The organism is Cylindrospermopsis curvispora GIHE-G1 (genome assembly GCF_014489415.1).
Taxonomy (GTDB): domain Bacteria; phylum Cyanobacteriota; class Cyanobacteriia; order Cyanobacteriales; family Nostocaceae; genus Raphidiopsis; species Raphidiopsis curvispora_A.
Genome location: NZ_CP060822.1, coordinates 3,547,019 through 3,571,388, shown reverse-complemented (window position 1 = coordinate 3,571,388; position 24,370 = coordinate 3,547,019). Strand labels below are relative to the sequence as shown.

At 40.5% G+C, this 24,370-nt stretch carries 27 protein-coding genes and 1 pseudogene; 7 read left to right on the top strand and 21 right to left on the bottom strand.

Annotated features, from left to right (window positions below):
- Positions 1-7: 7 nt before the first annotated feature.
- Positions 8-337 carry a hypothetical protein gene (locus IAR63_RS15935; protein WP_006276054.1) on the bottom strand — a complete coding sequence of 110 codons (330 nt, stop codon included), beginning with the start codon at positions 335-337 and terminating at the stop codon, positions 8-10.
- Between the two features lie 26 nt (positions 338-363).
- On the opposite strand from IAR63_RS15935, the gene aat reads away from it, so the two are divergent.
- A complete protein-coding gene (aat, locus tag IAR63_RS15930) occupies positions 364-957 on the top strand; it encodes a leucyl/phenylalanyl-tRNA--protein transferase (RefSeq protein WP_096545937.1) in 594 nt (197 codons plus the stop codon).
- Between the two features lie 22 nt (positions 958-979).
- Here the strand turns inward: aat and IAR63_RS15925 are convergent, their stop codons facing one another.
- Together IAR63_RS15925 and def are read right to left on the bottom strand one after the other, a co-directional pair.
- Positions 980-1,183: a hypothetical protein gene (locus tag IAR63_RS15925; protein ID WP_009341948.1), complete on the bottom strand. Its 204-nt coding sequence runs from the start codon at positions 1,181-1,183 to the stop codon at positions 980-982.
- Positions 1,184-1,185: 2 nt separating this feature from the next.
- Positions 1,186-1,758, bottom strand: coding sequence for a peptide deformylase (def, locus tag IAR63_RS15920; RefSeq protein ID WP_187705947.1), 573 nt, complete (start codon positions 1,756-1,758; stop codon positions 1,186-1,188).
- A gap of 148 nt (positions 1,759-1,906) precedes the next feature.
- Here def and IAR63_RS15915 point away from each other — a divergent pair, with 148 nt between their 5' ends.
- Complete coding sequence (locus IAR63_RS15915) at positions 1,907-2,332, top strand: DUF29 domain-containing protein (protein WP_187705946.1); 426 nt, start codon at positions 1,907-1,909, stop codon at positions 2,330-2,332.
- A 219-nt stretch (positions 2,333-2,551) separates the two neighbouring features.
- On the opposite strand, the gene IAR63_RS15910 is transcribed toward IAR63_RS15915, so the two are convergent.
- From IAR63_RS15910 to IAR63_RS15880, 7 genes are read right to left on the bottom strand one after another with little or no spacing between them, the layout of a single operon-like run.
- Positions 2,552-3,259: a Na(+)/H(+) antiporter subunit B gene (locus IAR63_RS15910; protein ID WP_115539430.1), complete on the bottom strand. Its 708-nt coding sequence runs from the start codon at positions 3,257-3,259 to the stop codon at positions 2,552-2,554.
- Between the two features lie 2 nt (positions 3,260-3,261).
- Positions 3,262-3,849, bottom strand: a complete 588-nt coding sequence (locus IAR63_RS15905; RefSeq protein ID WP_096545941.1) for a DUF4040 domain-containing protein — start codon at positions 3,847-3,849, stop codon at positions 3,262-3,264.
- A complete protein-coding gene (locus IAR63_RS15900; protein ID WP_187705945.1) occupies positions 3,842-4,129 on the bottom strand; it encodes a monovalent cation/H(+) antiporter subunit G in 288 nt (95 codons plus the stop codon). Before IAR63_RS15900 ends, IAR63_RS15905 begins: the two co-directional genes overlap by 8 nt.
- The gene (locus IAR63_RS15895) at positions 4,116-4,379 is read right to left on the bottom strand and encodes a hypothetical protein (RefSeq protein ID WP_006277986.1); all 264 of its coding nucleotides are present in this window, start codon (positions 4,377-4,379) and stop codon (positions 4,116-4,118) included. The genes IAR63_RS15900 and IAR63_RS15895 overlap by 14 nt, the downstream gene beginning before the upstream one ends.
- Positions 4,380-4,381: 2 nt before the next feature.
- Positions 4,382-4,765 (bottom strand): Na+/H+ antiporter subunit E, encoded by a 384-nt coding sequence (locus IAR63_RS15890; RefSeq protein ID WP_057177327.1) that lies wholly within the window; start codon positions 4,763-4,765, stop codon positions 4,382-4,384.
- The gene (locus IAR63_RS15885) at positions 4,762-6,219 is read right to left on the bottom strand and encodes a cation:proton antiporter (protein WP_187705944.1); all 1,458 of its coding nucleotides are present in this window, start codon (positions 6,217-6,219) and stop codon (positions 4,762-4,764) included. Before IAR63_RS15885 ends, IAR63_RS15890 begins: the two co-directional genes overlap by 4 nt.
- Before the next feature lie 20 nt (positions 6,220-6,239).
- Entirely contained in the window at positions 6,240-6,575 is a 336-nt protein-coding gene (locus tag IAR63_RS15880) for an NADH-quinone oxidoreductase subunit K (protein ID WP_187707495.1), read from the bottom strand.
- 288 nt (positions 6,576-6,863) lie between these two features.
- Here IAR63_RS15880 and IAR63_RS15875 point away from each other — a divergent pair, with 288 nt between their 5' ends.
- A complete protein-coding gene (locus IAR63_RS15875; protein WP_187705943.1) occupies positions 6,864-7,985 on the top strand; it encodes an ATP-binding protein in 1,122 nt (373 codons plus the stop codon).
- Between the two features lie 90 nt (positions 7,986-8,075).
- On the opposite strand, the gene ilvC is transcribed toward IAR63_RS15875, so the two are convergent.
- Entirely contained in the window at positions 8,076-9,071 is a 996-nt protein-coding gene (ilvC, locus tag IAR63_RS15870; RefSeq protein ID WP_006277981.1) for a ketol-acid reductoisomerase, read from the bottom strand.
- 217 nt (positions 9,072-9,288) lie between these two features.
- Between ilvC and IAR63_RS15865 the strand changes: the two genes are divergently transcribed.
- A complete protein-coding gene (locus IAR63_RS15865; protein ID WP_187705942.1) occupies positions 9,289-10,647 on the top strand; it encodes an NAD(P)/FAD-dependent oxidoreductase in 1,359 nt (452 codons plus the stop codon).
- Positions 10,648-10,902: 255 nt separating this feature from the next.
- Here the strand turns inward: IAR63_RS15865 and IAR63_RS15860 are convergent, their stop codons facing one another.
- On the bottom strand, positions 10,903-11,541 hold the full coding sequence (locus tag IAR63_RS15860; RefSeq protein ID WP_187705941.1) for a class I SAM-dependent methyltransferase: 639 nt from the start codon (positions 11,539-11,541) through the stop codon (positions 10,903-10,905).
- A gap of 75 nt (positions 11,542-11,616) precedes the next feature.
- Between IAR63_RS15860 and hemH the strand changes: the two genes are divergently transcribed.
- Positions 11,617-12,780 carry a ferrochelatase gene (gene hemH / locus IAR63_RS15855; RefSeq protein ID WP_187705940.1) on the top strand — a complete coding sequence of 388 codons (1,164 nt, stop codon included), beginning with the start codon at positions 11,617-11,619 and terminating at the stop codon, positions 12,778-12,780.
- Between the two features lie 112 nt (positions 12,781-12,892).
- Here hemH and purB read toward each other — a convergent pair whose 3' ends face one another.
- From purB to glmM, 3 genes and pseudogenes are all read right to left on the bottom strand, one after another.
- Positions 12,893-14,188 (bottom strand): adenylosuccinate lyase, encoded by a 1,296-nt coding sequence (purB, locus tag IAR63_RS15850; protein WP_006277977.1) that lies wholly within the window; start codon positions 14,186-14,188, stop codon positions 12,893-12,895.
- A 154-nt stretch (positions 14,189-14,342) separates the two neighbouring features.
- Positions 14,343-14,491: pseudogene (locus tag IAR63_RS18890) on the bottom strand (IS607 family transposase); the annotation flags it as partial.
- A gap of 17 nt (positions 14,492-14,508) precedes the next feature.
- A complete protein-coding gene (gene glmM / locus IAR63_RS15845; RefSeq protein ID WP_187705939.1) occupies positions 14,509-15,954 on the bottom strand; it encodes a phosphoglucosamine mutase in 1,446 nt (481 codons plus the stop codon).
- Positions 15,955-16,201: 247 nt separating this feature from the next.
- Between glmM and IAR63_RS15840 the strand changes: the two genes are divergently transcribed.
- Positions 16,202-16,918: a biliverdin-producing heme oxygenase gene (locus tag IAR63_RS15840; protein ID WP_187705938.1), complete on the top strand. Its 717-nt coding sequence runs from the start codon at positions 16,202-16,204 to the stop codon at positions 16,916-16,918.
- Positions 16,919-16,966: 48 nt separating this feature from the next.
- On the opposite strand, the gene minE is transcribed toward IAR63_RS15840, so the two are convergent.
- The 5 genes from minE to IAR63_RS15815 all read right to left on the bottom strand — a co-directional run bounded on the left by minE (position 16,967) and on the right by IAR63_RS15815 (position 21,488).
- Positions 16,967-17,272 carry a cell division topological specificity factor MinE gene (gene minE, locus IAR63_RS15835; protein WP_187705937.1) on the bottom strand — a complete coding sequence of 102 codons (306 nt, stop codon included), beginning with the start codon at positions 17,270-17,272 and terminating at the stop codon, positions 16,967-16,969.
- A 177-nt stretch (positions 17,273-17,449) separates the two neighbouring features.
- The gene (gene minD / locus IAR63_RS15830) at positions 17,450-18,247 is read right to left on the bottom strand and encodes a septum site-determining protein MinD (RefSeq protein ID WP_187705936.1); all 798 of its coding nucleotides are present in this window, start codon (positions 18,245-18,247) and stop codon (positions 17,450-17,452) included.
- A gap of 202 nt (positions 18,248-18,449) precedes the next feature.
- Positions 18,450-19,331, bottom strand: a complete 882-nt coding sequence (gene minC, locus IAR63_RS15825; protein ID WP_187705935.1) for a septum site-determining protein MinC — start codon at positions 19,329-19,331, stop codon at positions 18,450-18,452.
- Between the two features lie 55 nt (positions 19,332-19,386).
- Complete coding sequence (locus tag IAR63_RS15820; RefSeq protein WP_187705934.1) at positions 19,387-20,709, bottom strand: four-carbon acid sugar kinase family protein; 1,323 nt, start codon at positions 20,707-20,709, stop codon at positions 19,387-19,389.
- 398 nt (positions 20,710-21,107) lie between these two features.
- A complete protein-coding gene (locus tag IAR63_RS15815; RefSeq protein WP_187705933.1) occupies positions 21,108-21,488 on the bottom strand; it encodes a hypothetical protein in 381 nt (126 codons plus the stop codon).
- 206 nt (positions 21,489-21,694) lie between these two features.
- Here IAR63_RS15815 and IAR63_RS15810 point away from each other — a divergent pair, with 206 nt between their 5' ends.
- A complete protein-coding gene (locus IAR63_RS15810; protein WP_235678407.1) occupies positions 21,695-22,825 on the top strand; it encodes a glycoside hydrolase family 10-like protein in 1,131 nt (376 codons plus the stop codon).
- A gap of 13 nt (positions 22,826-22,838) precedes the next feature.
- Here IAR63_RS15810 and IAR63_RS15805 read toward each other — a convergent pair whose 3' ends face one another.
- Entirely contained in the window at positions 22,839-24,323 is a 1,485-nt protein-coding gene (locus IAR63_RS15805) for a site-2 protease family protein (protein WP_187705931.1), read from the bottom strand.
- Positions 24,324-24,370 lie beyond the last annotated feature (47 nt).

The following is a 24,370-nucleotide window of genomic DNA, read 5'->3' as shown; positions in this document are numbered from 1 at the left end:
TTACCCGTTAGTACCCACAACAACGGTCAATCCCTAAACTATCCAATAACAGATCACTAACTGCGTTGGCGATCGCAAATTCCCCATAAAAGCTTTTAGAAAAATCAAAAGACTGCATTTCGGTCACAATAGCAATCACCAAGGAACCCAAATCATTTTCCCCCTCCATACGTTGTCTAACAAAAATCTGGGCTGCGCGCTGGGCAATTTTCTGATTAACCACTTCCGGGAGGAATTCCGTATCCAACCACTGTAGAAGTCGTTTTTGTAACCATTCCCCCTCGATTTGGGGATTTTCTGCAGGTGGTAAAGTAATAGGAGAAATAGGTTGGTTCATTTGAATTCTGGTGTTTTTAAAAAACGATGAAACGTGATACTGATGATACTTATGATGTTAATATTATTATTCAAGGTTATGCTCAAGGATATTTTCTCATGGCCGATGAGTATAATCAACTTAGATGGTATAGAAGTAAGGAACACACCCTAATTCCCCTAGATGAAAGATTCCGCTATCCTAGGTCCTTACAAAGGGCTCTCAATCAACAGAGATTCACAGTCAAGATCAACCGGGATTTTATGGGAGTAGTTAGGGGGTGTGCCAATCGGGAAACTACCTGGATTTCCCCCCAACTGCAACAAATCTACTGGTTATTGTATCAAGCTGGTTATGCTTACAGTTTTGAAACCTGGCAAGGTGATCAATTAGCAGGGGGGATTCTAGGAATTGTCATCGGTGGTGCTTTTATTGGTGAGTCCATGTTTTATCACATCCCTGAAGGATCCAAAGTAGCCATGGTTAAACTAGTAGAAAGACTGCGGGAGAGGAAATTTCTTGTGTTTGACGCACAAATAATGAATCCCCACCTGGCCAGATTTGGTGCTTATTCCATTCACGTTGAGGAATATAACACCTTACTGGGTTTAGCCATTGCAGCACCCTGCGATTTTCCATAGACAGGGAGATTACTCGCCACCTCTATTTAATATTCGCTCGTGCGTCCTTAACCGCAGCAACAAATAACAAGATAGTCACAGGAATACTGATAGCCAAGATAATAGCAGTAGTTTGGAAACCAAAATTAGGTTGGCCATAACTGAGTTCAAATACCGAACCAACAGCAGCAATCGCTGTTATACAGGAACCACCTAAAAACAGGCCACTTTTGGGAGTTAAATACACAGCTAGATCACCTCGACTAATGGTTTAACAGCTTGATGAGAGAAACCATTTTTAGACAGTTCCTCCGTCAAACTGAGAGAATTTTCCACACGATCAACAAATACCACACCATTGAGGTGATCCATCTCGTGTAAAATACATCTTGCCAACAAATTATCAGCTTTTAGGGTCTGAGGACGGCCATATTCATCTTTATAGGCAATTTCTACAATTTTTGGGCGTTTGACCTCCAAAAAAACTTTGGGGATGCTTAAACACCCTTCTTGAGCAACACAAAGCTCACTACTAACTTGTTTAATTACAGGATTAATCAATACCAATGGGGGTATTTCCGGCTTATCAGGGTTACAGTCAATAACAACTAACTGTTTATTAACTCCCACCTGAGGTGCGGCCAAACCAATACCATCTTCGCTGTACATAGTTTGGAGCATATCTCGGATCAGTTGACGAAGTTCATCATCTATTTTAGTGATCCGTTTAGCAGGTTGACGGAGAACCCGGTCACCTAAGTAATGAAGTTTCAAGGGAGGTTTTGTTAACTTTTTCTTTTCGACAGCGATACCAGAGGACATAGTTAGATTAACGATTAGATGAACGACTAAATAAGTGCTTAATTAATTCTATCCTGATTCTCAGGGAAGGGGAATTTTTCACCAAAGAAGTGAACTCTAGGTTCTAAAGTATGGCAAAATATTCTTGTCACCAATCTTGGATCTCCAGATGAAGTCTCAAGCATCCCTATATGAACAAGATTTTGCCCTATGGTCGGAAAGGATGGCCGACCTAATTGCTGCCAAACGTTTTGAAGATCTAGATATAGATAATCTGGTAGAGGAAATTAGAGACTTGTCTAAACGAGAGAGAGATAGATTATTGAGTAGTGTTCGTCTAATTCTCCATCACTTACTTAAATGGGACCACCAACCTGAAAAACGCTCTCGAAGTTGGCAAATTACCATTGAAAGGGAGAGAAAGAATCTTGATTTATATTTGGAGGATAGTCCTAGCCTAAAACGCTATTTTTGTCAAGAGTGGGTAAACAAAATGTATCCTACTGCCCGATTAGACGCAATGAAAGAGGCTGAAATAGATATGCCACAAGACTGTCCTTATTCCCTTCAAGACGTAGTTGAAAGAATACTGTAATAGAATTTACCCCCCGAATACTCCTGGTTTTGGGATATAATTCCTCCTGTTAACCTAGACCCAGCGAAATGCTAGGATTGGAACAGGAATTGCTTAGAATTTCCCAGGGACATCTGAACTTAATTGAGAACTGTCCCAGGAATTTCCAGCATACATGTTTAGTGCGATCGCATCGCCTCGTAGGTTAGCTTTAAACAACAAGTTAAAGTTAATTAACAACTATAATAAACCTCGATAACGAATAAAAATCAAAACTGCTGCCCAAGATCCCAACGCCACTTTCAGTGCAACAATAATATTTAATATGGGTAGGATCCCACCACTAAATAATTTCCCCAGTTCTCCATGAGGTAACTCAAATCCCGATAAGGTAACCACTGATAACACGATAAAAATCAAAACTGAAATCTTTTCCCATATAGCTGCACGATACCGCTGATAAATATCCTCCATCCATTGATAAGATGAAGTAATTGCCACTAAACCTATTGCTGTTCCACCTGCAACACCTGCAGCAAATCCCCCCCCAGGACTTAGATGTCCTCTAATTGCTAATTCTATACCCACTAATGCTGCAATGGTTGCTCCCAAACGAGCTAGGGTGATAGATGCTCTATCTTTGAACTGATAAATAGTACAAGATGGATTTTCACTGGCTAGTAAAAAATTACATCCTAAAATGGCAATTGTGAATACAATAACCTCAAAAATCGTATCGTAAAGGCGATTCCTAAAAATAATTCCCGACACTGCATTCACAACCCCACTTTCAGCAACTACTTTTTCCGTGATGGAAATACCCGCTGGAACTATATTGGACATGGTGTCTTTTATAGTTGACATTCCAGATAAGTTAGACGCCACATCGGAGAGGAATAACATTTTTAAAAACAATGCTATCCCAGCTAGAATATAAACTAATCTCATTTTCATGGGTGTTTTTCCTCCGGTACTAAAATATCAACATATTCTAAATTTTTTAACCCTGTATTTCTTGGCAGGATTTCACTCTCAATGATGTTATAAACACGGTGAACTCTAACTTCTGTTTGATAATTCTGGTTTTCAGTTTTTGTTGGCTCATCCCTAAATAAGGTGGGGAAACAGGTAGCATGAACCTCTTTAGAAATTAAGGCATTTCGGAGAGCTTGTTGATTGTTGTAGGTCACAACTTCCAGTCTCATATAATGTTTACTGAAAACCCGGCGAAAATCCTCTATTAGTTTTTCAATCCCCCCATCTTGATTTTCTACTATTAATTCATTTTCCATTACCCCTAAACGTAAAACCAAAGAAGAACGTACTGCTATGGCATACAAAGTTACAGATAACATGGTACCCATTAATGCCTCTGTTAAAGCTACATCAGCCGCCCCTAAGACTGCATCTACCAAAGCGGCGATCGCCCCTAAAACTCCCCGTAAAATTAATCCATGATAGGGGTTAACTTGGGTAACCAACAAACCCGCAGTTAGGGGTAACAAAGCAACAATTATATACAGATAAGAATCATTCATTTTCCACCTCTGGGGTTATATCTTCAGTTGAGCAATGGGCAATTACATAACCCAACATAGTGTTCCAAATTGCCAAGGAAATAATTGCTAAAACTAATAGTGGCCACTTACTGGGAATTATCAATAAAATGGCAAGTATGATCAACATTGAACCTAATGTATCAGCTACAGAAAGTCCATGTAATTTGAATAATACGGATTTATTGCTAACTAAATGGGAGGTTCCCCAAAACCAGAAGAGAATGCCAATTGCCATCAAACCATAACTAAGAATATCCATCGTTTAACCTCTTAATAATATGTGCTAGTAACATAAATCCTGCATTTCCCAAGCTCAAGATAATTGCTCCTACCACCCCAATCATCCAGTCATCTCGTAAAACAGAAACCACTAAAATTATGATTGATACTTTACTGGAAATGCTCCCTAAAGCCAACATTAACTGCCAGGTATTATCTGTTTTCCATACCTCGTAAATGGGAATTAACAAACCGGCAATCATTGCTACTAAAACAATTTGTAAATACATGGTTATTTTTTACCCCCAGGTTGAATTTGATGCACTTCATAAAATCCCTGTTCATTATGATTAAAAACAATGGTTTTAGGTGTGAACGTAATCAGGAATATATCCATGAATATCAGTAAATAGGAATGTTTATGTTTCACATTTTCTCTGATAATTTCTTCTCGATAATGGGGAAACAAGATAATCTCAAATGCTTCTTTAAAAGCTACAACAATGGCAACTATTACTTGACCAAATACTCTTAACCATTCTGTAAATTTTGCTCTGGAACTGTAACCTCTAGGTAGTAAAAATGCGATAGCCACCCCAATAATAATATTGATAGTGCTAAAATCAGCGGTGAGCAAAAACCAAATTGTCAATCTCAGTATCAAATGTCCAATCATGATAATGCCATCCAAAATAATAAGATTAGGGTCAAACTCATAACACCTATTAAATGCTCAAATTTCTCCACTGCGCGGGGTAGATATGCCACCAGTTTTGGTGCTAATTTCTGCACTATTAAATGATATGCCAACCAACCCACTATCATAGTAACAATGGCTTTGATTATATCTTCAAGATTATAAGCTCTTAAATAGGCAATATTGGCAATCAATAAACCCGTAATCAACACTGCGATCGCTACCCAAAATCCAGGTTTTACAGCTGTCACAGTGTCTTGTTTATCTCCTAATCTATGGGGGAGAAATATAAATTTGGCAAAAGAAATTGCCGTACCTACCGCTGCAATATTCATGGCAACAAATTGCCAAGATGTAATGTTTTTAAGGGTCAAAACTTTGGCAGCGAACCCAGCTAGTAAGGGAAATCCAGAAATCGATAAACTGGCAATAAATAAAGGGATCCAAATTGCTGTATTAATTGGCTTGGATTGCAGTTCCTTAAAGTTACGCGTTGGTAGGGAACCAGCAATTAAAAATAATGAGGACTTAACTAATCCATGGGTTAGAGCGTAAAATCCTCCCACCCCCGGTGCTGCTAAAATAAATCCTAATTGGGATATAGTATGAAAGGCTAACATCCTTTTTGTATCCTTCTCTAAAATTGCATAGGATACACCCATTAAAGCTGTGGCTACGCCAAAAATTACCACAATATGACCAATATTTTCGGCCACTTCGGCACAACGTAATAGAGGTAAAACGCTAGCCTTGACCACAATACCTGAAAGCATTGCAGAAACTGGTGTTTCCGATTCAGAATGGGTTAGGGGTAACCACAAACCAGAGACAAAAATCCCCGCTTTAACTAACAGTCCTAAAAAAATTAATGCTATGGCTTCTGGTGGTGCATTCTCTAGTCCCGCAAAACTAAAAGATGAACTTTTTTGGTAAATTAATACAGCTCCTACTAGATAAAATAACATGGAAATGTTACTAACAAATAGATAGCGCAAACCTACCCAAATTGAGCGATCGCTCCTACTATATGCTATCAATAGGAATGCGGCTATTCCACTTACTTCTAATGCCACATACAAACTGATAAAGTCTGCACAAATGAAAGCAGCATTCAAACTACCATGAACTAGTAAAACTTGGGCATAGAAAAAGGCATTTTTATCACTTTTCCAGCAGTATAAAACTACTGCCATTGTCACTAAGGCGTTGGTTAAAATGAAGTAGCCACTTAACTGGTCAGCTACTAAGGTGACACCAAAACTGTTCAATAAATTAAGTTGAATTTCTGGTTGTTTGATTAATAGCTCCATACTATAGACAGCACTAACTAATGTCCCTAAAAATGCCAGGTGTCTGTTAAGTGGTGGCAACAAAAAAACCATAAATCCTAGAAAAAATGGGATACCTACCCAAATCGTTGTTATAGTGTTCATCTTTTCAATCCATGTTAAATTTATGGCGTATTATTCTTCTCGATTTCATCAATTTCTAAGGTGGGATTATCTCCAGCTAGTTTCATTACTCCTACCAGCATCAAAGCTTGAATTGAAAAGCCAATAACTATTGCTGTTAAAATAACTGCTTGGGGAACAGGATCAGCATAATTACCTTTTTTTATTTCCCCAAGAATGGGAGTAAATAAACCTGTTTTAGATGCGATAAACACATAAAAGGCTATTACCCCTGTACTCATCACATCCATGGAAATTATTTTCATCACTAGGTTCTTTTTCAGAATTATGCCAAAAAACCCCAATAATATTGTCGCTAATACACATGCTTCTAGTATCATAGGTTTATACTTTGCTTCATTGAAAACCATTAACAACTATCAACAAACATATATCCCAGGATGAACCTTGTTTATAGTTGTGTAGTTCTTAGAACGCTTATTATTTTGTTAATCATTGTTCATTAACCTAGGCGCTCTAGCTCCCAGATCAAGACCTTTTGGGGATTTAGTCTGGAAAATTGGTTTTTGTAATTTTAAAGTGTTATACTATTAGTAGCACGATTTTTTAGTGCTGTCTACCTGCTCAAGTTCAGTAATAATTATGGTAATGATAGTAAATAAGTTATGTTTTTAACAATGCCAACAACTACGGAGGAGAAATCTATTAACTTTGATTTATCTACTCCATTACAATTAATAGGTCGTTCTCACGAGTTTGAGCGTATTACAAACATACTTTTACATGATAGGGACTTATTAATTACGGGAGTACCTGGTAGTGGTAGAAGAACATTGGTTAAGATTGCAGCTCAAGAGGTAGGTGCCCTAATATTAGAAATAGACTGTATTCGTGCGATCGATGGAGAGAGACTACTGCAATTGTTCACAGAAACAATTAATCATAATTGGGAGGTGAACAAAATTGAGACATGGGTGGAGCAAAATGGTAGAGAATTGTTTATTTTTAATACAGAAACTAGGCTCAAATTATCTCATGGTCTCAATGATAAAAAACTGTGGCAGGCATTTGTTATGTTATTGGACTTGTTGCAAAATATAGCCAACGATTTAAATCGAAGAGTGGTATTAATTTTGCAAAGTTTTCCCCATATTCGTTCTTGGGATCGCCATAATATGTGGGAATCTACCTTGAGAAAAGAAATTAATAGTCATCCGGATGTGAGTTATGTTATATTAGCGACAATTGCCGAAACAAGCCATCATCAAGATGAGGACAAATATCCAATGGAAAAAATTGAATTAGCTCCTTTAGAAAGAGATGTTATGGCAGTTTGGGCAAGAGAAATTTTGGAAAAACAAAATCTTAAATTTGATCGCCATTCTCAAGCACTAACCATCTTTTTGGATGCGGTTCAAGGGAGTATTGGTGATGCGATGGCATTAATTCGTAGACTATCAAGTTTACAACATGAACAAGGATTAATCGGGGAAGAGAAGGTCAGACAAGTAATAGAAGCAATGCTGAGAGATTTATCCATAACTTATGAATCTTTATTGATGTTACTACCTGGTAATCAGATTCACCTTTTAGAATGTTTGGCCATAGATCCCACAGATAAACCTCAAAGTAAAGAATATATCCAAAAACATGGACTTTCTCGAGGGGGAACTTTGCAAGGTGCCCTAACGGGACTACAGACTAAGGGTTTAATTTATAGCGCCCAACAGGGTTATCAATTAGCACTACCTCTATTAGCCCTATGGTTAAAACAAAGACTAAGTTAAGTGGCTACCTGTAATGGGGGTGAGCCAGAACGCTTATCTAGCTTTTTACCCATCAACCCTGTCTATAGCGTTCTGGCTAAAGCTATATAATTAAGCTTTCTTCAACCAACTAAACATGGCACGTAAATCCTTGCCAACTTCCTCAATGGGATGTTCAGCTTCCTGACGACGCATAGCTGTAAAACCAGGTTTGCCAGCTTGGTTTTCTAGAACAAATTCCCGTGCAAACTGTCCAGATTGAATTTCACTGAGAATCTTTTTCATTTCAGCCTTGGTTTGAGCAGTTACAACCCGGGGACCACGAGTATAGTCTCCATATTCGGCGGTGTTAGAAATACTATCACGCATAGTTGCTAAACCACCCTCAACAACTAAGTCAACGATTAGTTTAACCTCATGTAAACACTCAAAATAAGCTAGCTCTGGTTGATAACCAGCTTCAATTAGGGTTTCAAAACCAGCTTTAATTAATGCACTTAAACCACCACACAATACTGCTTGTTCCCCAAATAAATCCGTTTCGGTTTCTTCCCGGAATGTGGTTTCTAATACACCCGCTCGAGTACCACCAATACCTTTAGCATAGGCCATAGCTCGGTCTCGTGCTTTACCTGTAGCATTTTGATATACGGCAAATAAGGCTGGAACTCCTTGTCCTTGTTCGTAGGTACGACGAACTAGATGACCAGGACCCTTAGGCGCAACCATAATTACATCCACATCCCCTGGAGGAACAATCTGCCCAAAATGAATATTGAATCCGTGAGCAAAGGCTAAAATATTTCCCGCTTCTAAGTTGGGCAGGATTTCATTTGTGTAAATTGTCTTTTGTACTTCATCAGGTAATAATATCATGATTAAGTCAGCAGCTTTAGCAGCATCAGCCACATTTTTTACGGTTAACCCAGCTGCTTCAGCTTTTGCAATTGATTTGCTACCAGGATACAAACCTACAATGACATTTACACCACTATCTTTTAAGTTTAGCGCGTGGGCATGACCTTGGGAACCATAACCAATAATGGCCACGGTTTTTCCCGCTAAAAAGTCTAAGTTGGCATCCTCATCATAGTACATACGCGCCATGAAAGCATCTCCTGTTTATCAAAGTGGTAAATAAATTGTCGGTTTATCATCATACCTCAATTTGCCCCACCAGTTAACCTATCTATGGGCAATAATCATTCCGGATGCCATACTTTTTCCTTCAAAAGTTCATAATTAACAGAAATGTTTGTGACAACTTTGATACAAAAATGTTAAGAATAGTTACAGCAGCAGTAATATAAGGAAAATAATTGTTATGGTTGACTCCTCTAGCAATACCCCACCCCATCATGTGGTAATCGTAGGTGGTGGTTTTGGCGGACTATATGCGGCTAAAGCATTAGCTAAAACTAATGTGAATGTAACGCTGATAGATAGGCGAAACTTCCATTTGTTTCAACCTTTGCTTTACCAGGTGGCTACGGGTGCTTTATCCCCTGCGGATATTTCTTCTCCTTTGCGTTCCATCCTGAGTAAGAACAAGAATACTACGGTTTTATTGGGGGAAGTAAATGATATTAACCCTGAAGATCAGACGGTGATGGTGGGAGGTGAAGCAGTTCCATACCACACACTGATTGTAGCTACTGGCGCAAAGCATTCTTATTTTGGTAAGGATAACTGGGAGGAGTTTGCACCCGGGTTAAAAACCCTGGAGGATGCTATAGAAATGCGCCGACGGATTTTTACCGCCTTTGAAGCAGCAGAAAAGGAAACTGATGCAGCTAAACGGCGGGCTTTGTTAACTTTTGTGGTGGTTGGTGGTGGTCCCACCGGTGTGGAATTGGCTGGAGCTATTGCTGAATTGGCTAGAAAAACCCTCAAGGAGGATTTCCGCAATATTGATACCTCGGAAACTCGGGTTCTACTATTGGAAGGTTTAGATAGGGTTCTTCCTCCCTTTGCACCGGAACTTTCCCAAACAGCGGCAGATTCTTTGGCGGAGTTAGGCGTGGAAGTACAAACCAAAACTTTAGTAACTAATATTGAAGATGATATTGTTACTGTTAAACAGGGTGAGGAGGTAAAAACAATTGCCACTAGAACCGTATTGTGGGCAGCTGGTGTGAGTGCTTCACCTATGGGTAAGGTCTTAATGGCAAGAACTCAAGCTGAATGTGACCGCGCTGGTCGTATTATGGTTGAACCAGATTTAAGTATTAAAGGATACCCAAATATCTTTGTTGTTGGCGATTTAGCTAACTTCTGTCATCAAAGCGGCAAACCTTTACCTGGTGTTGCACCTGTAGCTATGCAAGAGGGAGAATATGTAGCTAAGCTAATCAAAAACCGTCTTTTAGGAGAAGTTACTCCATCATTTAACTATGTGGACAGGGGTAGTTTGGCTATGATTGGACAACACTCGGCAGTTGTAGATCTGGGATTTATTAAAATTAGGGGTTTCTTGGCTTGGTTGTTTTGGTTGTTTATTCATATATACTTCTTAATTGAGTTTGATAACAAGTTGGTTGTGATGATTCAGTGGATGTGGAGCTATTTTACTCGCAGTCGCAGAGCTAGACTAATCACTGGTAAGGAAATTATCAAACATGTTTTAGATGAAGAGCAAACAAGTTATAAACCTTTGCATGCCAAGCAACCAATAAATGTTTAATTAGAGGTTATCCCACCTGTGTAATTCATAATTATACAACGCCGTATAAGTAGGGAGGCACAATTATTTGTAGGATGGGTTGAGGAACGAAACCCGTCCTACATTCATATTAATTCTCCTTACGAATACCCCCCGATTCATCCCAACGGAACGGTGGAGCAGAAACTTTAAATTCGGCGTTAACACTCATAGGTCTGTTCCCACAATACTTATATTGACTAATTAACGAAAGCAACTTGGCTTTAGACCAATTTTCTACAATTTAGAACTGCCTAAAACCCCTTTGACAACCTGTAGGCTACCTCCAGCATATAATACTGGTCGGCCCACATCAAAACCATTTTCCTTTAGTAACCCGACTACATCTGTTTTGATCCACTCCCAAGCTGTTGAAGTTTCAAATAACCAAAAGAATAATGATAAACCCGGCCAAAATAGGGGATTAGTGGGAGGATGAAAGTCTACCAAAGTGAAAATTCCTCCTGGTTTTAATACCCTGTTTACCTCTTGGATAATTTTCCTCCGTTGCTCAAGTTCCATCTCGTGTAAAGCAGCACTGGTGTGTACCACATCAAAAGTATTGTCCTCAAAAGGCATATCTTCTGCCCATGCCTCTATATATGTAGCATCTGGCACGTTATTTTTCGCTCTTTGTAATGATATGGGGGAAGCGTCTAATCCGGTAACATGGTGTGATAACTTGACTAAAAATGCAGTGGCTTGACCACTACCACAACATAGATCTAAAATCCGAGTGTCAGGGTTTATTGTTAAACCTTGAAGAGCCAGTTGACGAAAACGCTGCTCCCCACCCACGGTTAACGCAGCTACACTAGATATGCTATCATATAGCCACTGGTAACGATAACTCAAATCCCTAAAAATTGTCGCCATTGAAATCTTTCCTGAGCGTTAAGCTTTATATTTATTAATAATAAAAAAAGTAAGGATTGGGGGCAAGTAACTGCTATGAGTCGTGTAGGCGTATTATTACTCAATCTTGGTGGACCTGACAAACTGGAAGATGTCGGGCCATTCTTGTATAACCTATTTTCAGATCCCGAAATTATTCGCCTACCATTTCGTTGGATGCAAAAGCCATTGGCATGGTTTATTGCCACGAGACGCACAAAAACTTCTCAGGCCAACTATCGGCAAATTGGTGGCGGTTCACCACTTAGACGCATTACTGAAGAACAGGGAGAGGCTTTAAAACTTCAACTCCATGGTATGGGTAAGTCAGCTACAGTCTACATGGGGATGCGTTATTGGCATCCCTACACAGAAGAGGCGATCGCCCAAATAGGGAAGGATAAAATTGAAAAGCTGGTAATTTTGCCATTATATCCCCAATTTTCCATTAGTACCAGTGGTTCTAGTTTCCGACTATTGGAAAAACTCTGGCAAGAAAATCCCCAACTTCAGCCACCAGAATATACGGTTATTGCTTCATGGTATAAGCAACCGGGCTATTTAAATGCCATGGTGGAGCTAATTAATGACCAGCTACATCAATTTCCCCATCCGGAGAAAGTGCATATCTTTTTTAGTGCCCATGGCGTACCCAAAAGTTATGTTGTGGAAGCTGGTGATCCCTATCAGCAAGAAATTGAAGAGTGTACAGACTTAATTATGCGAACTCTTAACAGTACAAACAACTATACTTTGGCTTATCAAAGTCGTGTTGGTCCTGTGGAGTGGTTGCAGCCATATACGGAAGATGCACTCAGAGAGTTAGGAGCTAAAGGGGTCAGAGATTTGGTGGTTGTACCCATTAGTTTTGTGTCTGAACACATAGAAACCCTGCAGGAGATAGATATTGAGTATCGGGAAATAGCTCATGAAGCAGGTATTGAGAATTTTAGACGTGCAGCTGCACCTAATACTCATCCACTGTTTATTGAAGCCTTGGCCCAATTGGTGGTTGATGCTTTGGAAAAGCCCAGTCTAAAATTATCTCAAGTTACCCAAATGAGGAAAAAGGTAAAAATGTACCCTCAAGAGCGTTGGGAATGGGGATTGACAACCAGTGCTGAGGTATGGAATGGTAGAATTGCCATGTTAGGTTTTATAGCTCTAATTATTGAAATAATTACCGGTAGGGGTTTACTTCACGCCATAGGACTCTTGTAGGATGGGAGCAAGCCCTACCTAACTTTTTTACCCATCAACCCTTTCTAAGGTGTTCTGGCTCAAGCTATAACCCAACTGAGCCAGAAGGCCTGCCCAACCCTATCAACATGAACTAGATACCTAATCGCTCATACACTTGGTCTAAATACTTTAAGTGCTGCTTTGCGTCAAAGCAGCAATCTATTTCCGAGTCAGATAATTTTTCTCGGACACGCAAATCTTGGGTAATGAGGTGACGGAAGTTACCTTCCGGGTTGTTCCACGCTATGTGGGCATTTTGTTGAACTATGGCATAGGCTTCTTCTCGCCTAGTTCCTTTGTCTATTAAGGCCAGTAAAACTCTTTGACTAAACACTACTCCACCATAGCAGTTAAGGTTTCTTGCCATGTTTTGTGGATACACCAAAAGATTAGTGATTAAATCAATGATTTCATGGAGCATAAAGTCAGTTAATATACAAGCGTCAGGAAGCATCACCCGCTCCACAGAACTGTGAGAAATGTCTCTTTCATGCCATAAAGCTACGTTTTCTAATGCTGCACCCGCATGACTTCTGACTAGTCTAGCCATACCAGTTAGTCTTTCGGAACGAATGGGATTGCGTTTGTGTGGCATGGCACTGGAGCCTTTTTGTCCCTTGGAGAAGTATTCTTCCACCTCCAAAACATCAGTTTTTTGTAAATTGCGAATTTCTACGGCAAAGCGTTCTATGGAAGCTGCTAAAAGAGCTAGTTGTTGTACAAACTCAGCATGAATATCCCGAGAAATTACTTGGGTGGAAGCAGTATCAGGTTTGAGTCCCAGTTTTGCACAGGCGATCGCCTCTACACGTGGTTCTATGTTAGCATAGGTTCCCACCGCTCCCGATATTTTACCCACCGCAACATTTTTCCTGAGTAATTGTAACCGCTCCTGATGTCGGAGAACCTCAGCTAACCAACCAGCTAATTTAAATCCAAAGGTAATTGGTTCCGCGTGAATCCCATGCGATCGCCCAATCATTACAGTATAACGATGTTCATGAGCCTTAATGCGAATTGCCTGGATGAGATTTTCCACCTTTTGACATAATAGATCCAAACTAGCGACTAACTGTAGTGCTAATGCTGTATCCAAGACATCCGAGCTAGTTAAGCCCAGATGAATATAACGCCCTGCATCACCTACATATTCATTTACATTAGTGAGAAAAGCAATCATGTCATGGCGAACTTCTGCTTCAATTTCTAGTACTCGCTTAGGATCGAACTTGGCTTTAGCCTTAATTTCATCCACCGCTGCTAGGGGAATATAACCCAGTTCGCCCTGAGCTTCACACACAGCAATTTCCACTTGTAGCCAGGTTTGTAACTTATAGGATTCACTCCACAGATTGCCCATTTCGGGCAAGGTATAACGCTCAATCACATTCAGACATATAATACAACTGTCATATTTTACTTCTAATTAGGGTTTGCATCAAATTTTTCCGTAGGATTATTTTAAATAACATTTACACACGCCTAAAATAAAACTAGAGAAAAGAATTTGACATTGGCAGTCCCCCCAATCCTAAAAGGGGGGTTAGGAACTGCCAACCGTTAGAAGTGCTGAAAGCTTCTAATTAGATCTTCTTTTTGGTCATCACTAGAGACTCTTGCATCATTGATTGTAATGCGAGTCTCTAGAAGTGATGCGTTTAATATCCGCTAAGTAGTAACGTCTATGACCCCTTACTTGATATGGTCTTAACCTAAGTGCTTCTGCACTTGTGCAACTAGTTCCCCTGTCCAGTAGTTAACCAATTCCCTATCCTTGGCCTCTACCATCACTCTAATAACCGGTTCTGTACCAGATGCACGAATCAATATTCTCCCACTATCTCCCATCCCTACTTCAGCAAGAGCGATCGCCTGTTGTATAGCTTGGCATTTTTCCCATCCCAGGCGTTTTTCCCTATCCTCCACGCGGACATTTTGTAACACTTGGGGATAGGTTTGAAAACTCTCATCTACCATCTGTGCTAGAGAAACTCCCCCTATTTTGACTATGGAGGCTAAGTGCAATGCTGTCAATAGTCCATCCCCGGTCATACCATAATGACGACAAAGAATATGTCCAGACTGCTCCCCTCCTAACATTCCCCCTCTTTTTAGCATTTCCGCTTGCACATATTGGTCACCAACTGCTGTGCGAATTAATTTACCACCTTGTTGTTTCCACGCTCTTTCAAATCCTAGGTTAGCCATGACTGTGGAAATAATTAGGTTGTCTGGCAATTTTCCTTCCCCCTGCAACTGACAACCCCAAAGGTACAAAATATAGTCCCCATTAACCTGTCTACCTAAATTGTCTACAGCTAATACCCGATCCGCATCCCCATCAAAGGCAAATCCTATATGCGCTCCATATTCTTTTACAGCATCCGCTAAAATGTCCAAATGGGTAGAACCACAATTCACATTAATGCGATCGCCATCCGGTTGGTTATGTAAACAAATTACGTCAGCTCCCATCTGGGTAAATATGGTTGGTGCTATTCCCACAGCAGCTCCCCAGGCCACATCTAAAACTATCTTCATTCCTGAAAGATTTACCTGATTTTGTAGTGGATGTTGCAGTGCTTTACCGTAATTTCCGATTAGATCTGCTCTCAGGTAGTGTTTACCCCATTGTTTAGCACTACTACTAAGTGTAGTTTTACCACCCAGTCCCAATTCTATTGCGACTTGTAATTCCCTGGGTAATTTTGTGCCGTCGGGACCGAAAATCTTAATACCATTGTCTTCTGGTGGATTGTGACTAGCAGAAATCATCACCCCACCAATGGCGGAGGTAGTGTTAGTCAGATAAGCTACACAAGGCGTGGGGCATAAACCTAAGTACCAAACTTCTAAACCTGCAGCAGTTAAACCTGCACTCAAAGCCATGGCCAGCATATCACTGGAATTTCTGGAATCTTGACCAAGAATAATCGGTCCATCATCCACAGCGTGATCCCGCAGAACCGTACCCGCCCAAAAACCTATTTGTAAAGCCAGAGGTGCGCTTAATATCTCCCCTACCTTGCCCCGAATACCATCTGTGCCAAATAAAGGTGTTGCAGGTAAAGGTATGAGGTTCAGAGCAAAACTACTTTCCGTTTTCAATTCTTTTGACACCAAGCTTTGAGTCCGATTCATAGAAGAAACCATTTTTAACACTCCACACCATCACCAAAAATCAGCAGAATTTTGATTACACTATAACAACTTAATATTCATCCCACAATTGTTTCTCCTAACCGGAGTACTGAGTATAAAGTATTTTACGGCATTTCCAACTTAACGAATTTTAATATAAATTCTCATCATAAAGTTTTAATGTAACTTTTTAGTGGGATTTTTGACAATTTGTTGTAAAAACCCCAACAGTTGACTTTTTAAAGTAGAGAAATTTAACATGAGCAGTAATTTAGCCTCCAAGTTACGAGTAGGAACCAAAAAAGCACACACCATGGCAGAAAACGTAGGTTTTGTCAAGTGTTTTCTCAAAGGAGTTGTAGAAAAAAACTCATATCGCAAGTTAGTTGCTAACTTTTATTTCATTTACTCAGCAATGGAAGAGGAAATGGAAAAACATAAAACCCACCCGGTTGTGGGCAAAATTTATTTTCCAGAACTGAACCGCAAGCGCAGTTTAGAACAGGATTTAGCCTACTACTATGGTTATAACTGGCGAGAGCAGATTCAATTATCCTCTGCTGGTGAAGCATACGTAAAACGTATTCGAGAAATTTCCGCCACCGCACCAGAATTATTAGTTGCACACTCCTACACCCGTTATTTAGGAGATCTGTCCGGTGGACAAATTCTCAAAAACATTGCTGTAACCGCAATGAACCTCACAGCAGGTGAAGGTACTAGTTTTTATGAATTTGCAGATATTAGCGATGAGAAGTCATTTAAAACTAAATATAGACAAAATTTGGACGCCATGCCCATTGACAATGAAACAGGCGATCGCATTGTAGAGGAAGCCAATGCAGCTTTTGGCATCAACATGAAAATGTTCCAAGAATTGGAAGGGAATCTGATTAAGGCTATTGGTATCATGGTTTACAATGCCTTAACCCGGAAACGGTCAAAAGGTAGCACGGAACTAGTGATTGCTGAGTAGCAGGTGGTCAGGTCTGGGTTTTCTGGACCGCCCCATTGCAGGTGGCCACTAGCTCCCTGCAGAACTATCACTGATGGCCAATTCCGATGTAAGCCCCTTTACTCTTCGAATAGGTAAGTTGGCTATCAGAGCAGTGGTGCGTTGATCACTTTCTAAAGAAAACTCGGAGCCTGTAGTATCAATTTCTACATATTTACAGACAACCTCCAGGATTTCCTGACGCATTTTATCTAGGGTCTGGGGATCTATGCTGGCACGGTCATGGGCGATAACCACTTGTAACCGACGCTTCACTTGGTTGCGACTGGTGTCGGGTGTGCGAACAAAAAGTTTTTCTAAAAGTTCAACAATCATTGTTAGTACTTGCCGAGAATGGAAAAAAACAAAACATTGAAAAATAATTTATGTCTAACAAGATCCTTGCCAAAGTAACGGGTCAAACCTCCATTAGTCTAAAAAGGATTTTCCTGTTTTTTTAGCCCCTGATTTAAAAAGATTGGTAAATGCCTTACGCTTTAGTCTTAGTTGAGTCTATTTCCACAACAACTTACGCAAGCGTAACAGGAGGTTGTCATTACTCGAATCAAGATCGATAAATTCCACCGTTCCCCCTTCTAATCTGCGGGCAATGTTCTCAAATGCTACAGCGGCCATAGAGGGTGTTTCTGACAACACCAAGGGTTCCCCCTTGTTGGTGGACACTATCACACGTTCGTCATCAGGAATAACTCCAATTAGGGGAATAGCAAGAATTTCTTGTACATCCTCCACTGACATCATATCATTAGCTCTCACCATTGCTGGTCTAATCCGGTTGACTATTAAATGAATTTTTTTAATATCTTGTGCTTCTAGTAGTCCCACCACTCGGTCAGCATCACGAACAGAAGAAATCTCCGGTGTAGTGACAATGAGAGCTTCCCGAGCAGCATTGATAGCATTTTTGAACCCCATTTCAATCCCAGCTGGACTGTCTATCAACACATACTCGTATTTTCGTGCCAGTTCATCGACTAGCAATTTCATTTGCTCTGGTGTAACAGCATCTTTAGTGCGATTTTGGGCCGCTGGGAGTAACACCAAATTTGGTTGTCGTTTATCTTTAACCAGAGCTTGCTCTAGACGACATTCTCCCCCCAAAACTTCCAAGGAGGTGTAAACGATACGGTTTTCCAGTCCTAATAACAAGTCCAAATTTCTCAGTCCAAAATCCGCATCCACCAGGGCTACCTTGCGCCCAGTTTTGGCCAGGGCCATGCCTAGATTTGCGGAAACTGTGGTTTTACCCACTCCTCCTTTACCGGAGGTAGTTACAATAATACGAGTCATGATAACAACAGATCTAATTAAGTTAGGCAGCAACAGCGGTCAATATTTAGGTTAAACACTAAGCTAAATATTAAACAATATATTAGGCTAAATGGGTGGGTAACTCTTGGATTAATCCTAAGGTTTTTGATATGTAAGGGGAGGTGAAATAAAACGCCTGACACTGGGCCCATCACCCTTCTACTTACCTTTTTGGCTAAAGCTATATTTTACCTAGCTGATTCCTGGAAAAGCTAGTGGCTTTAGTAATACGAATACCATTATTAGTAATGTATGCAACCTCTGGGAAAAAGCTAGTTAGTGACTTTTCCGGAGACCTAGCCAATGCATCGGCAATTCTGATTTGAGTTGGCTCCATTTGCAAAGCCATGATTAAAGATTCTCTGTTTCCCCCCGCACCAGCATGGGCCACCCCTCGTAAACGCCCCCACACCATAATATCTCCCTCCGCAATTACAATACCACCAGGATTGATGTCTCCCAAAATAACTACCGTTCCAGGATGGCGAATTTCACCCCCAGATCTAATAGTTGTTTCTAAATACAAAGCATCTGCTAGGGCTTTCGGATTTTCCTGAGTCTCACTACCAAAGGATGTCTGTATTTTCGTCTGCTCAACAGAACACCCTATAGTACAAGCAGCGATCGCCGTTTGTCTCCTGCTGGTAACTACTAGTTTCAATTCTAGTTCCAGGTCATTTAAGGTGTCTTTCAGCTGCTGCAATTGTCTACTGTCTAACAAACGATCTTTTGCCACCAAATGCAATACACTATGAGGCTGACGCAGGCGATCGCTCCCTTTAAGACGCTGTTGGATTTGTTGCCAAATTTCTGACCAGGTAAACGTGGTAGCTGGTGCTTGGGATTCAGTGGGCAAGATTAATAGTATTTTACCATCCTCTGTTTTTATCTGGACTTGAACATTGTGGTTTATATTGTGATTAATACTGTAGTTAAGCGAGTCCGATGGAAGACCGTTCTCATCCAACTCAGTCTTCTCTGGGGGACTAACCTCTATATTGTTCATAACATGACCTGACTCTAGTTCCAAATTTGCTACCGACTTGCGAACATGATAATTCATAGTTTTTCCCGATTTTTGCACTGCTAACTACCAAGTATCCATCCCAAATTCCCAATTACTTGGCTGGATTAGTAATGGTTAGTCGTTGACAAATTGTAGCTAATCCATCCACATTACCTACATTACCTGGAAATAAAACCAGCGGTAGATTGGGGAAATGAGGATGATCAGATGGGGTAATGACCATGGAGCACCCGGGCAAGATTTGACCCAATAACCTAGCGGAGGTCAGGGCAAGTCCCGTACTCAACACATCGTTAGAAGTTATACCTCCTTTACTGATAAGAAATCCTATGTCCCTGGGTAGTCCCCGGACGATATCCATTAACAAAGCTGAAACCCTAAGTCCAAAGTCTAACCTGGTTTTAACATCTGGAAAAGTCAATTCTTGACGACTGGTGAAGACCACTGGTATTTTGTCTGCATGATGTACCTGTTCTACCTGCTCCAGAATTTCTTTTAAAAGTTCCCCAGATTCATAGAGGAGTTTGGCCACATTCACTTCTATTCCCACCGTTTGAGGAATTTTTAACAATGACTCCAATTGTTGGGTGGTTTTTTTCACGTGGGATCCTACAATTACTGCTCCTGGCTTACCACCGCGCACGTACCTAGCCATATTTTCTGGGGCGATGGGTTGGGGAGGTAAATTGGCTAAAGCGGTTAATATACTAGCAGCAGAACGGAACAAAAAGCGTTTTCCCTGAGTAGCGGCGGTTAATATATCCCTCGCAAACATGCTAAGGTCCTCCTGGGTTTCTCCATCAACTACTCCACACTGATTATTGTGTAGTGTTAATAATCTACTCAAACTCCCCTGACGCATATCTTCCAGGGTAAATTTGGTGACTGCACTTTCCGGTATGCGCCCTTGAGTTTTTTCCTCAACATATTTAGGTAGATAACTGTAATTGTAACCAAATACTGAATCACGGGCAAATTCCGTTTCATGTACGGGGGTGGGAATACCATCAACAATTAGGTAATGGATAGCATCACGAGTGATTCTACCACCTTCAAAAAATGCCGGAATCAGAAAATGGGCATCAAAGGGTCCAAGTTCCTCAGCTATCACATCCGTTTCTATGGGATAATGACCACGCAAGGTGGAGTCGGAACGACTTACTACCAGAAAATCTGCCACATTTTCTTCTGCTAGGGCAATTTTGAGGTTATGACACACTTCTCGAGTGGTTTTATCCGCTGCTTCTGGGGTAAGGGAGCGCGTGTTGGTCAAAACAAAGAAAATAGGGGCATGATCCTGGAGACCTAAACGGAGAGTTTCCACATCCCATTGCATTAGCAGCAGACAACTGTGAACCGTTTGGGAACCTGTGGGATCATCATCTAAAACAATTATCTTGAGTCTTTTATTCATTGAGATTGGCTAATACTAACAAATATTTTATATTTAGAAGTTCCACAAACATTATCCATTATATCATCGCCAACTTGCTAATTTCCAGTATTGAGCAAGAATGGGGGCGTTTCTTGACACCCCCTTAACCTATGCAATCTCAAGACCTTTCCTCAACCTAAGTCCAGTTGTTCCATGGTTTTGGCAAATTGGCACACAAAATTTTCGTGCCACCGGTCTAATGGAAATATAACCAATAAAAAAGGTTAGCCTTCTAGGGGAAGGATGGTACCCAACCCCTGGAACTCAAACTTTTGGGAAATATGCTTGTGTAAAAACAAACATACAATCTCTGCTGCACAACCGTAACCTGTTTTTTGGACTACCATTGTTTCTCAAGGACTCACTATAGTTAATCATTAATCATTGATTAATTGAGAGATAACTCTATCAGCTTCTAACCTCTGATAAGTTAAGCTAACTAAACTGGCAATATTGCGTGAACCTTGCTTTTGACAAGCAAAAGCAAAAGCGTCCAATAACATACCAATGTTAATAGACTCATTTGCAAAAGATAAAATAAATTCAGTGACCCCTGGTGCGGTTGTATCCATTGGTATGGCTTTCATCAGAAAATGTAAACACTCAGTGGAAAACATAGTGCCTTCTAATTCATGGCTCTGGGTAGCAAGAAGAACAATACCAGACATAATTTGATTTGGTGTTATTCCCCCCTCCATCAGAAGGATAAATAAAGAGGCCAGACTGCTGGGGGTATATTTGTCGAGCTTGATATTCATAACGCCTATATAATTAGGTGTAACAATAAACCTGGAATTTTTGGCTCATCCGGAAAATTTAACTGATTTTTTTACTTTATTATTTATTTTATTTATTTTTTAGTAGGTGTAATGTGAATAAGCAGCTAAAATCAGGATTACTGGTGGTTATCTTTAGCATTAGCATGATGATAGTATTGATATCATCCTTAATTTTTAGAACGGAAATGGTTGTTTCCCAAGAAAAAAGGTTGGGAACACTGCAAATATCGGAGTCAAGAGGTGTGTGGTTAACCAATATTGACAGTGATGTTTTATTTGCCAGGGAGCGGCTAAAAAAATCACTCAAAACCCTGGGAAAGTTAAATTTTAATACAGTCTACCCCACGGTCTGGAATTGGGGTTATACACTTTATCCCAGCCAAATAGCCAGGGGGGTAATTGGTCAATCCTTAGACCCTACACCGGGATTAAAAAACCGAGATATACTGAAGGAAATAACTACTCAAGGACATAAACAAGGTCTAACAGTTATTCCTTGGTTTGAATTTGGGTTTATGGCTCCTGCTGATTCCCTACTAGCCCAAGCAAGACCAGAATGGATTACTACCCGCAGGGACGGTACTAAAATCGTAAAAGAAGGAATACATGACCGAGTGTGGTTAAATCCATTTCATCCCGAGGTGCAAAGATTTATTGAGAATCTAATTGTAGAAATCGTCAGAAATTATGACATTGACGGTATTCAGTTTGACGATCATTTTGGATTGCCTGCGGAACTGGGATATGACTCCTATACTGTAGGGTTATACAAACAGGAACACCAAGGGAAACCACCGTCTGAAAATTTCCAAGATCCGGAATGGGTAAAGTGGAGAGCAGATAAAATTACTGACTTTATGAAGCGAGTCTTTTTTGCCATTAAAGCCAACAAAAAGAACTGTCTAGTTTCTGTGGCGCCCAATCCCCAAAGATTTTCCTACGAATATTATTTAGCAGACTGGCAAAAATGGGAACGCATGGGATTAATAGAAGAACTAGTATTACAAGTATATAGGGATGATTTAAAGGTTTTCATCAGTGAATTAGAATACCCAGAAGTAAAAGCTGCCCAAAAACATATACCTGTGAGCATAGGGATTTTAACCGGTTTGAAAAATCGTTCTGTCCCTATGGAGCAAATTGCCACCCAAGTAGAAAAAACACGCGATCGCAATTTTGCCGGGGTTGCTTTCTTCTTTTATGAAACCCTATGGAACATGAGTCAAGAAACAGTTGCTAAACGACAAGCTAGTTTTCAAAAACTATTTCCCAGAACTGTTCAAAGGAACACCCGACTTGGGGGTCGGGTGTCTTGAAAGCTCTAAATTACTAGCCTATTCCCAATTTTCCAGCTAGAGCAGGGGTAAGGGGTAAGAGGGTACTAATCATTAAAAACAAAGCCAAAAGACCTAAAGCTGCTCTTGCATCATCAGGTTCGGTAATTTCATTTAAACTGGGACGTTCCCCATCCCGTTGCAAAAAGAAAATCACAATTGCCCAATAAAAGGCCATGGTATTACCTAAAGAAACCAAGGCTAAAACCACTAGGGTAGCAATTGTGGTTGTCCGTGCGGTTTTACGTCCATAAATTGCCTGAACAATACGCCCCCCATCCAGTTGTCCTGCTGGCATTAGGTTTAAAGCTGTGATGACCAGTCCTAACCAACCAATAATCACTAGAGGATGAATATTAACTATGGGTGCTTGTAGGGTGGACCCTAAAATCACTCGTGCTAAACTACCCACTAGAATTGAACCCTGGAAGAATTTATTGGGTAGTTGAAATAAACTCCCAGGGTGGGAAAGTAATAACCCGGTCACCAACATCACCAGGGACACTAGACCACCAAAACCAGGACCTGCTAAAGCAATGTCAAATAAAGCCTTACGGTCGGGTAGGAGCGACTGAAAGCGAGTAATTGCTCCAAAGGAGCCAATTTGCACCGCTGGTAAGAAAAAAGGCCAGGTCAGTTGAACTTGATGTTTTTTGGCAAATAACCAATGTCCCAGTTCATGAGCTACCAAAATTGCCAATATTCCCAGAGCTATGGGTAGAGCTTCCGTAATGCGTGATGGGGTGGTAAATAAGTCAAAATTCAACAGCAAACCCCCAGTTTCTAAACTGGTAGCAATGGTTGCCAGTAATAAAATTACGGCAAATACCTTTTGTCCTAACTGCATGGGTCGTGGATCGCTGCGACTGGGTAAAATGATTACTACGGGTTTACCATCCGTGTTCTCTACTAAAAAAAGACGGTATTTGTCTCCTAATTGTCCCGCTAAATTTTTAGTCAGTCGCTTATGAACTTCTTGTGCATCACCCCGTAGGTTACCTTTAAAAACTACTCCTTCCTGATAGGGAATGGTTTCCGTGGCAAAGAATGTATCAATGCCAAAAATCCCCTTGATGGTGTTTAAATCTTCTTCTGGGATGGTTATGGGCTCTAGTTTGACCACTGGTGGACCGCCATTTTCTGTCTGACCTACTCCTGGTGAAGTTTCGTTGGCAATTCTTTCTGTGGCCTTTGTTTTGAGAATCACATCTTGACCAGCTTTCCGTAACTGCCAACCTAAGAAGATATATATACTTGTTGAAATAACCAGTAATAACAGCACACCTGCTATATTGATATAGATTCCAACCGCAAACAGACCAAAGAAAACTAACCACGGAGCCATTAAGACAACAGATTGCAACCAAGCCAGAATACCCAGCTTGCCAAAGGGTCTAGAACGGTAAAAGCCCCAAGCCAAAATACCGAAAGCGACTAATATTACGGCCGCAATTATAGGAGTTTCTGATGAAGTTAACATCGCTAAACCTTGGTTTTTGAACTACATTAACTACTGTACAACCTACT

What these genes read in the sequence shown, in the direction of transcription:
- IAR63_RS15935 (WP_006276054.1), bottom strand. Translation starts at nt 337, where the DNA reads ATGAACCAACCTATTTCTCCTATTACTTTACCACCTGCAGAAAATCCC.
- minE (WP_187705937.1), bottom strand. Translation starts at nt 17,272, where the DNA reads ATGATTGTTGAACTTTTAGAAAAACTTTTTGTTCGCACACCCGACACC.
- IAR63_RS15910 (WP_115539430.1), bottom strand. Translation starts at nt 3,259, where the DNA reads ATGAGATTAGTTTATATTCTAGCTGGGATAGCATTGTTTTTAAAAATG.
- hemH (WP_187705940.1), top strand. Translation starts at nt 11,617, where the DNA reads ATGAGTCGTGTAGGCGTATTATTACTCAATCTTGGTGGACCTGACAAA.
- IAR63_RS15900 (WP_187705945.1), bottom strand. Translation starts at nt 4,129, where the DNA reads ATGGATATTCTTAGTTATGGTTTGATGGCAATTGGCATTCTCTTCTGG.
- IAR63_RS15875 (WP_187705943.1), top strand. Translation starts at nt 6,864, where the DNA reads ATGTTTTTAACAATGCCAACAACTACGGAGGAGAAATCTATTAACTTT.
- IAR63_RS15805 (WP_187705931.1), bottom strand. Translation starts at nt 24,323, where the DNA reads ATGTTAACTTCATCAGAAACTCCTATAATTGCGGCCGTAATATTAGTC.
- glmM (WP_187705939.1), bottom strand. Translation starts at nt 15,954, where the DNA reads ATGGTTTCTTCTATGAATCGGACTCAAAGCTTGGTGTCAAAAGAATTG.
- IAR63_RS15895 (WP_006277986.1), bottom strand. Translation starts at nt 4,379, where the DNA reads ATGTATTTACAAATTGTTTTAGTAGCAATGATTGCCGGTTTGTTAATT.
- IAR63_RS15890 (WP_057177327.1), bottom strand. Translation starts at nt 4,765, where the DNA reads ATGATTGGACATTTGATACTGAGATTGACAATTTGGTTTTTGCTCACC.
- IAR63_RS15840 (WP_187705938.1), top strand. Translation starts at nt 16,202, where the DNA reads ATGAGCAGTAATTTAGCCTCCAAGTTACGAGTAGGAACCAAAAAAGCA.
- IAR63_RS15905 (WP_096545941.1), bottom strand. Translation starts at nt 3,849, where the DNA reads ATGAATGATTCTTATCTGTATATAATTGTTGCTTTGTTACCCCTAACT.
- IAR63_RS15860 (WP_187705941.1), bottom strand. Translation starts at nt 11,541, where the DNA reads ATGGCGACAATTTTTAGGGATTTGAGTTATCGTTACCAGTGGCTATAT.
- IAR63_RS15810 (WP_235678407.1), top strand. Translation starts at nt 21,695, where the DNA reads ATGGTTGTTTCCCAAGAAAAAAGGTTGGGAACACTGCAAATATCGGAG.
- ilvC (WP_006277981.1), bottom strand. Translation starts at nt 9,071, where the DNA reads ATGGCGCGTATGTACTATGATGAGGATGCCAACTTAGACTTTTTAGCG.
- IAR63_RS15865 (WP_187705942.1), top strand. Translation starts at nt 9,289, where the DNA reads ATGGTTGACTCCTCTAGCAATACCCCACCCCATCATGTGGTAATCGTA.
- aat (WP_096545937.1), top strand. Translation starts at nt 364, where the DNA reads ATGAAACGTGATACTGATGATACTTATGATGTTAATATTATTATTCAA.
- def (WP_187705947.1), bottom strand. Translation starts at nt 1,758, where the DNA reads ATGTCCTCTGGTATCGCTGTCGAAAAGAAAAAGTTAACAAAACCTCCC.
- IAR63_RS15885 (WP_187705944.1), bottom strand. Translation starts at nt 6,219, where the DNA reads ATGAACACTATAACAACGATTTGGGTAGGTATCCCATTTTTTCTAGGA.
- IAR63_RS15915 (WP_187705946.1), top strand. Translation starts at nt 1,907, where the DNA reads ATGAAGTCTCAAGCATCCCTATATGAACAAGATTTTGCCCTATGGTCG.
- minC (WP_187705935.1), bottom strand. Translation starts at nt 19,331, where the DNA reads ATGAATTATCATGTTCGCAAGTCGGTAGCAAATTTGGAACTAGAGTCA.
- minD (WP_187705936.1), bottom strand. Translation starts at nt 18,247, where the DNA reads ATGACTCGTATTATTGTAACTACCTCCGGTAAAGGAGGAGTGGGTAAA.
- IAR63_RS15815 (WP_187705933.1), bottom strand. Translation starts at nt 21,488, where the DNA reads ATGAATATCAAGCTCGACAAATATACCCCCAGCAGTCTGGCCTCTTTA.
- IAR63_RS15820 (WP_187705934.1), bottom strand. Translation starts at nt 20,709, where the DNA reads ATGAATAAAAGACTCAAGATAATTGTTTTAGATGATGATCCCACAGGT.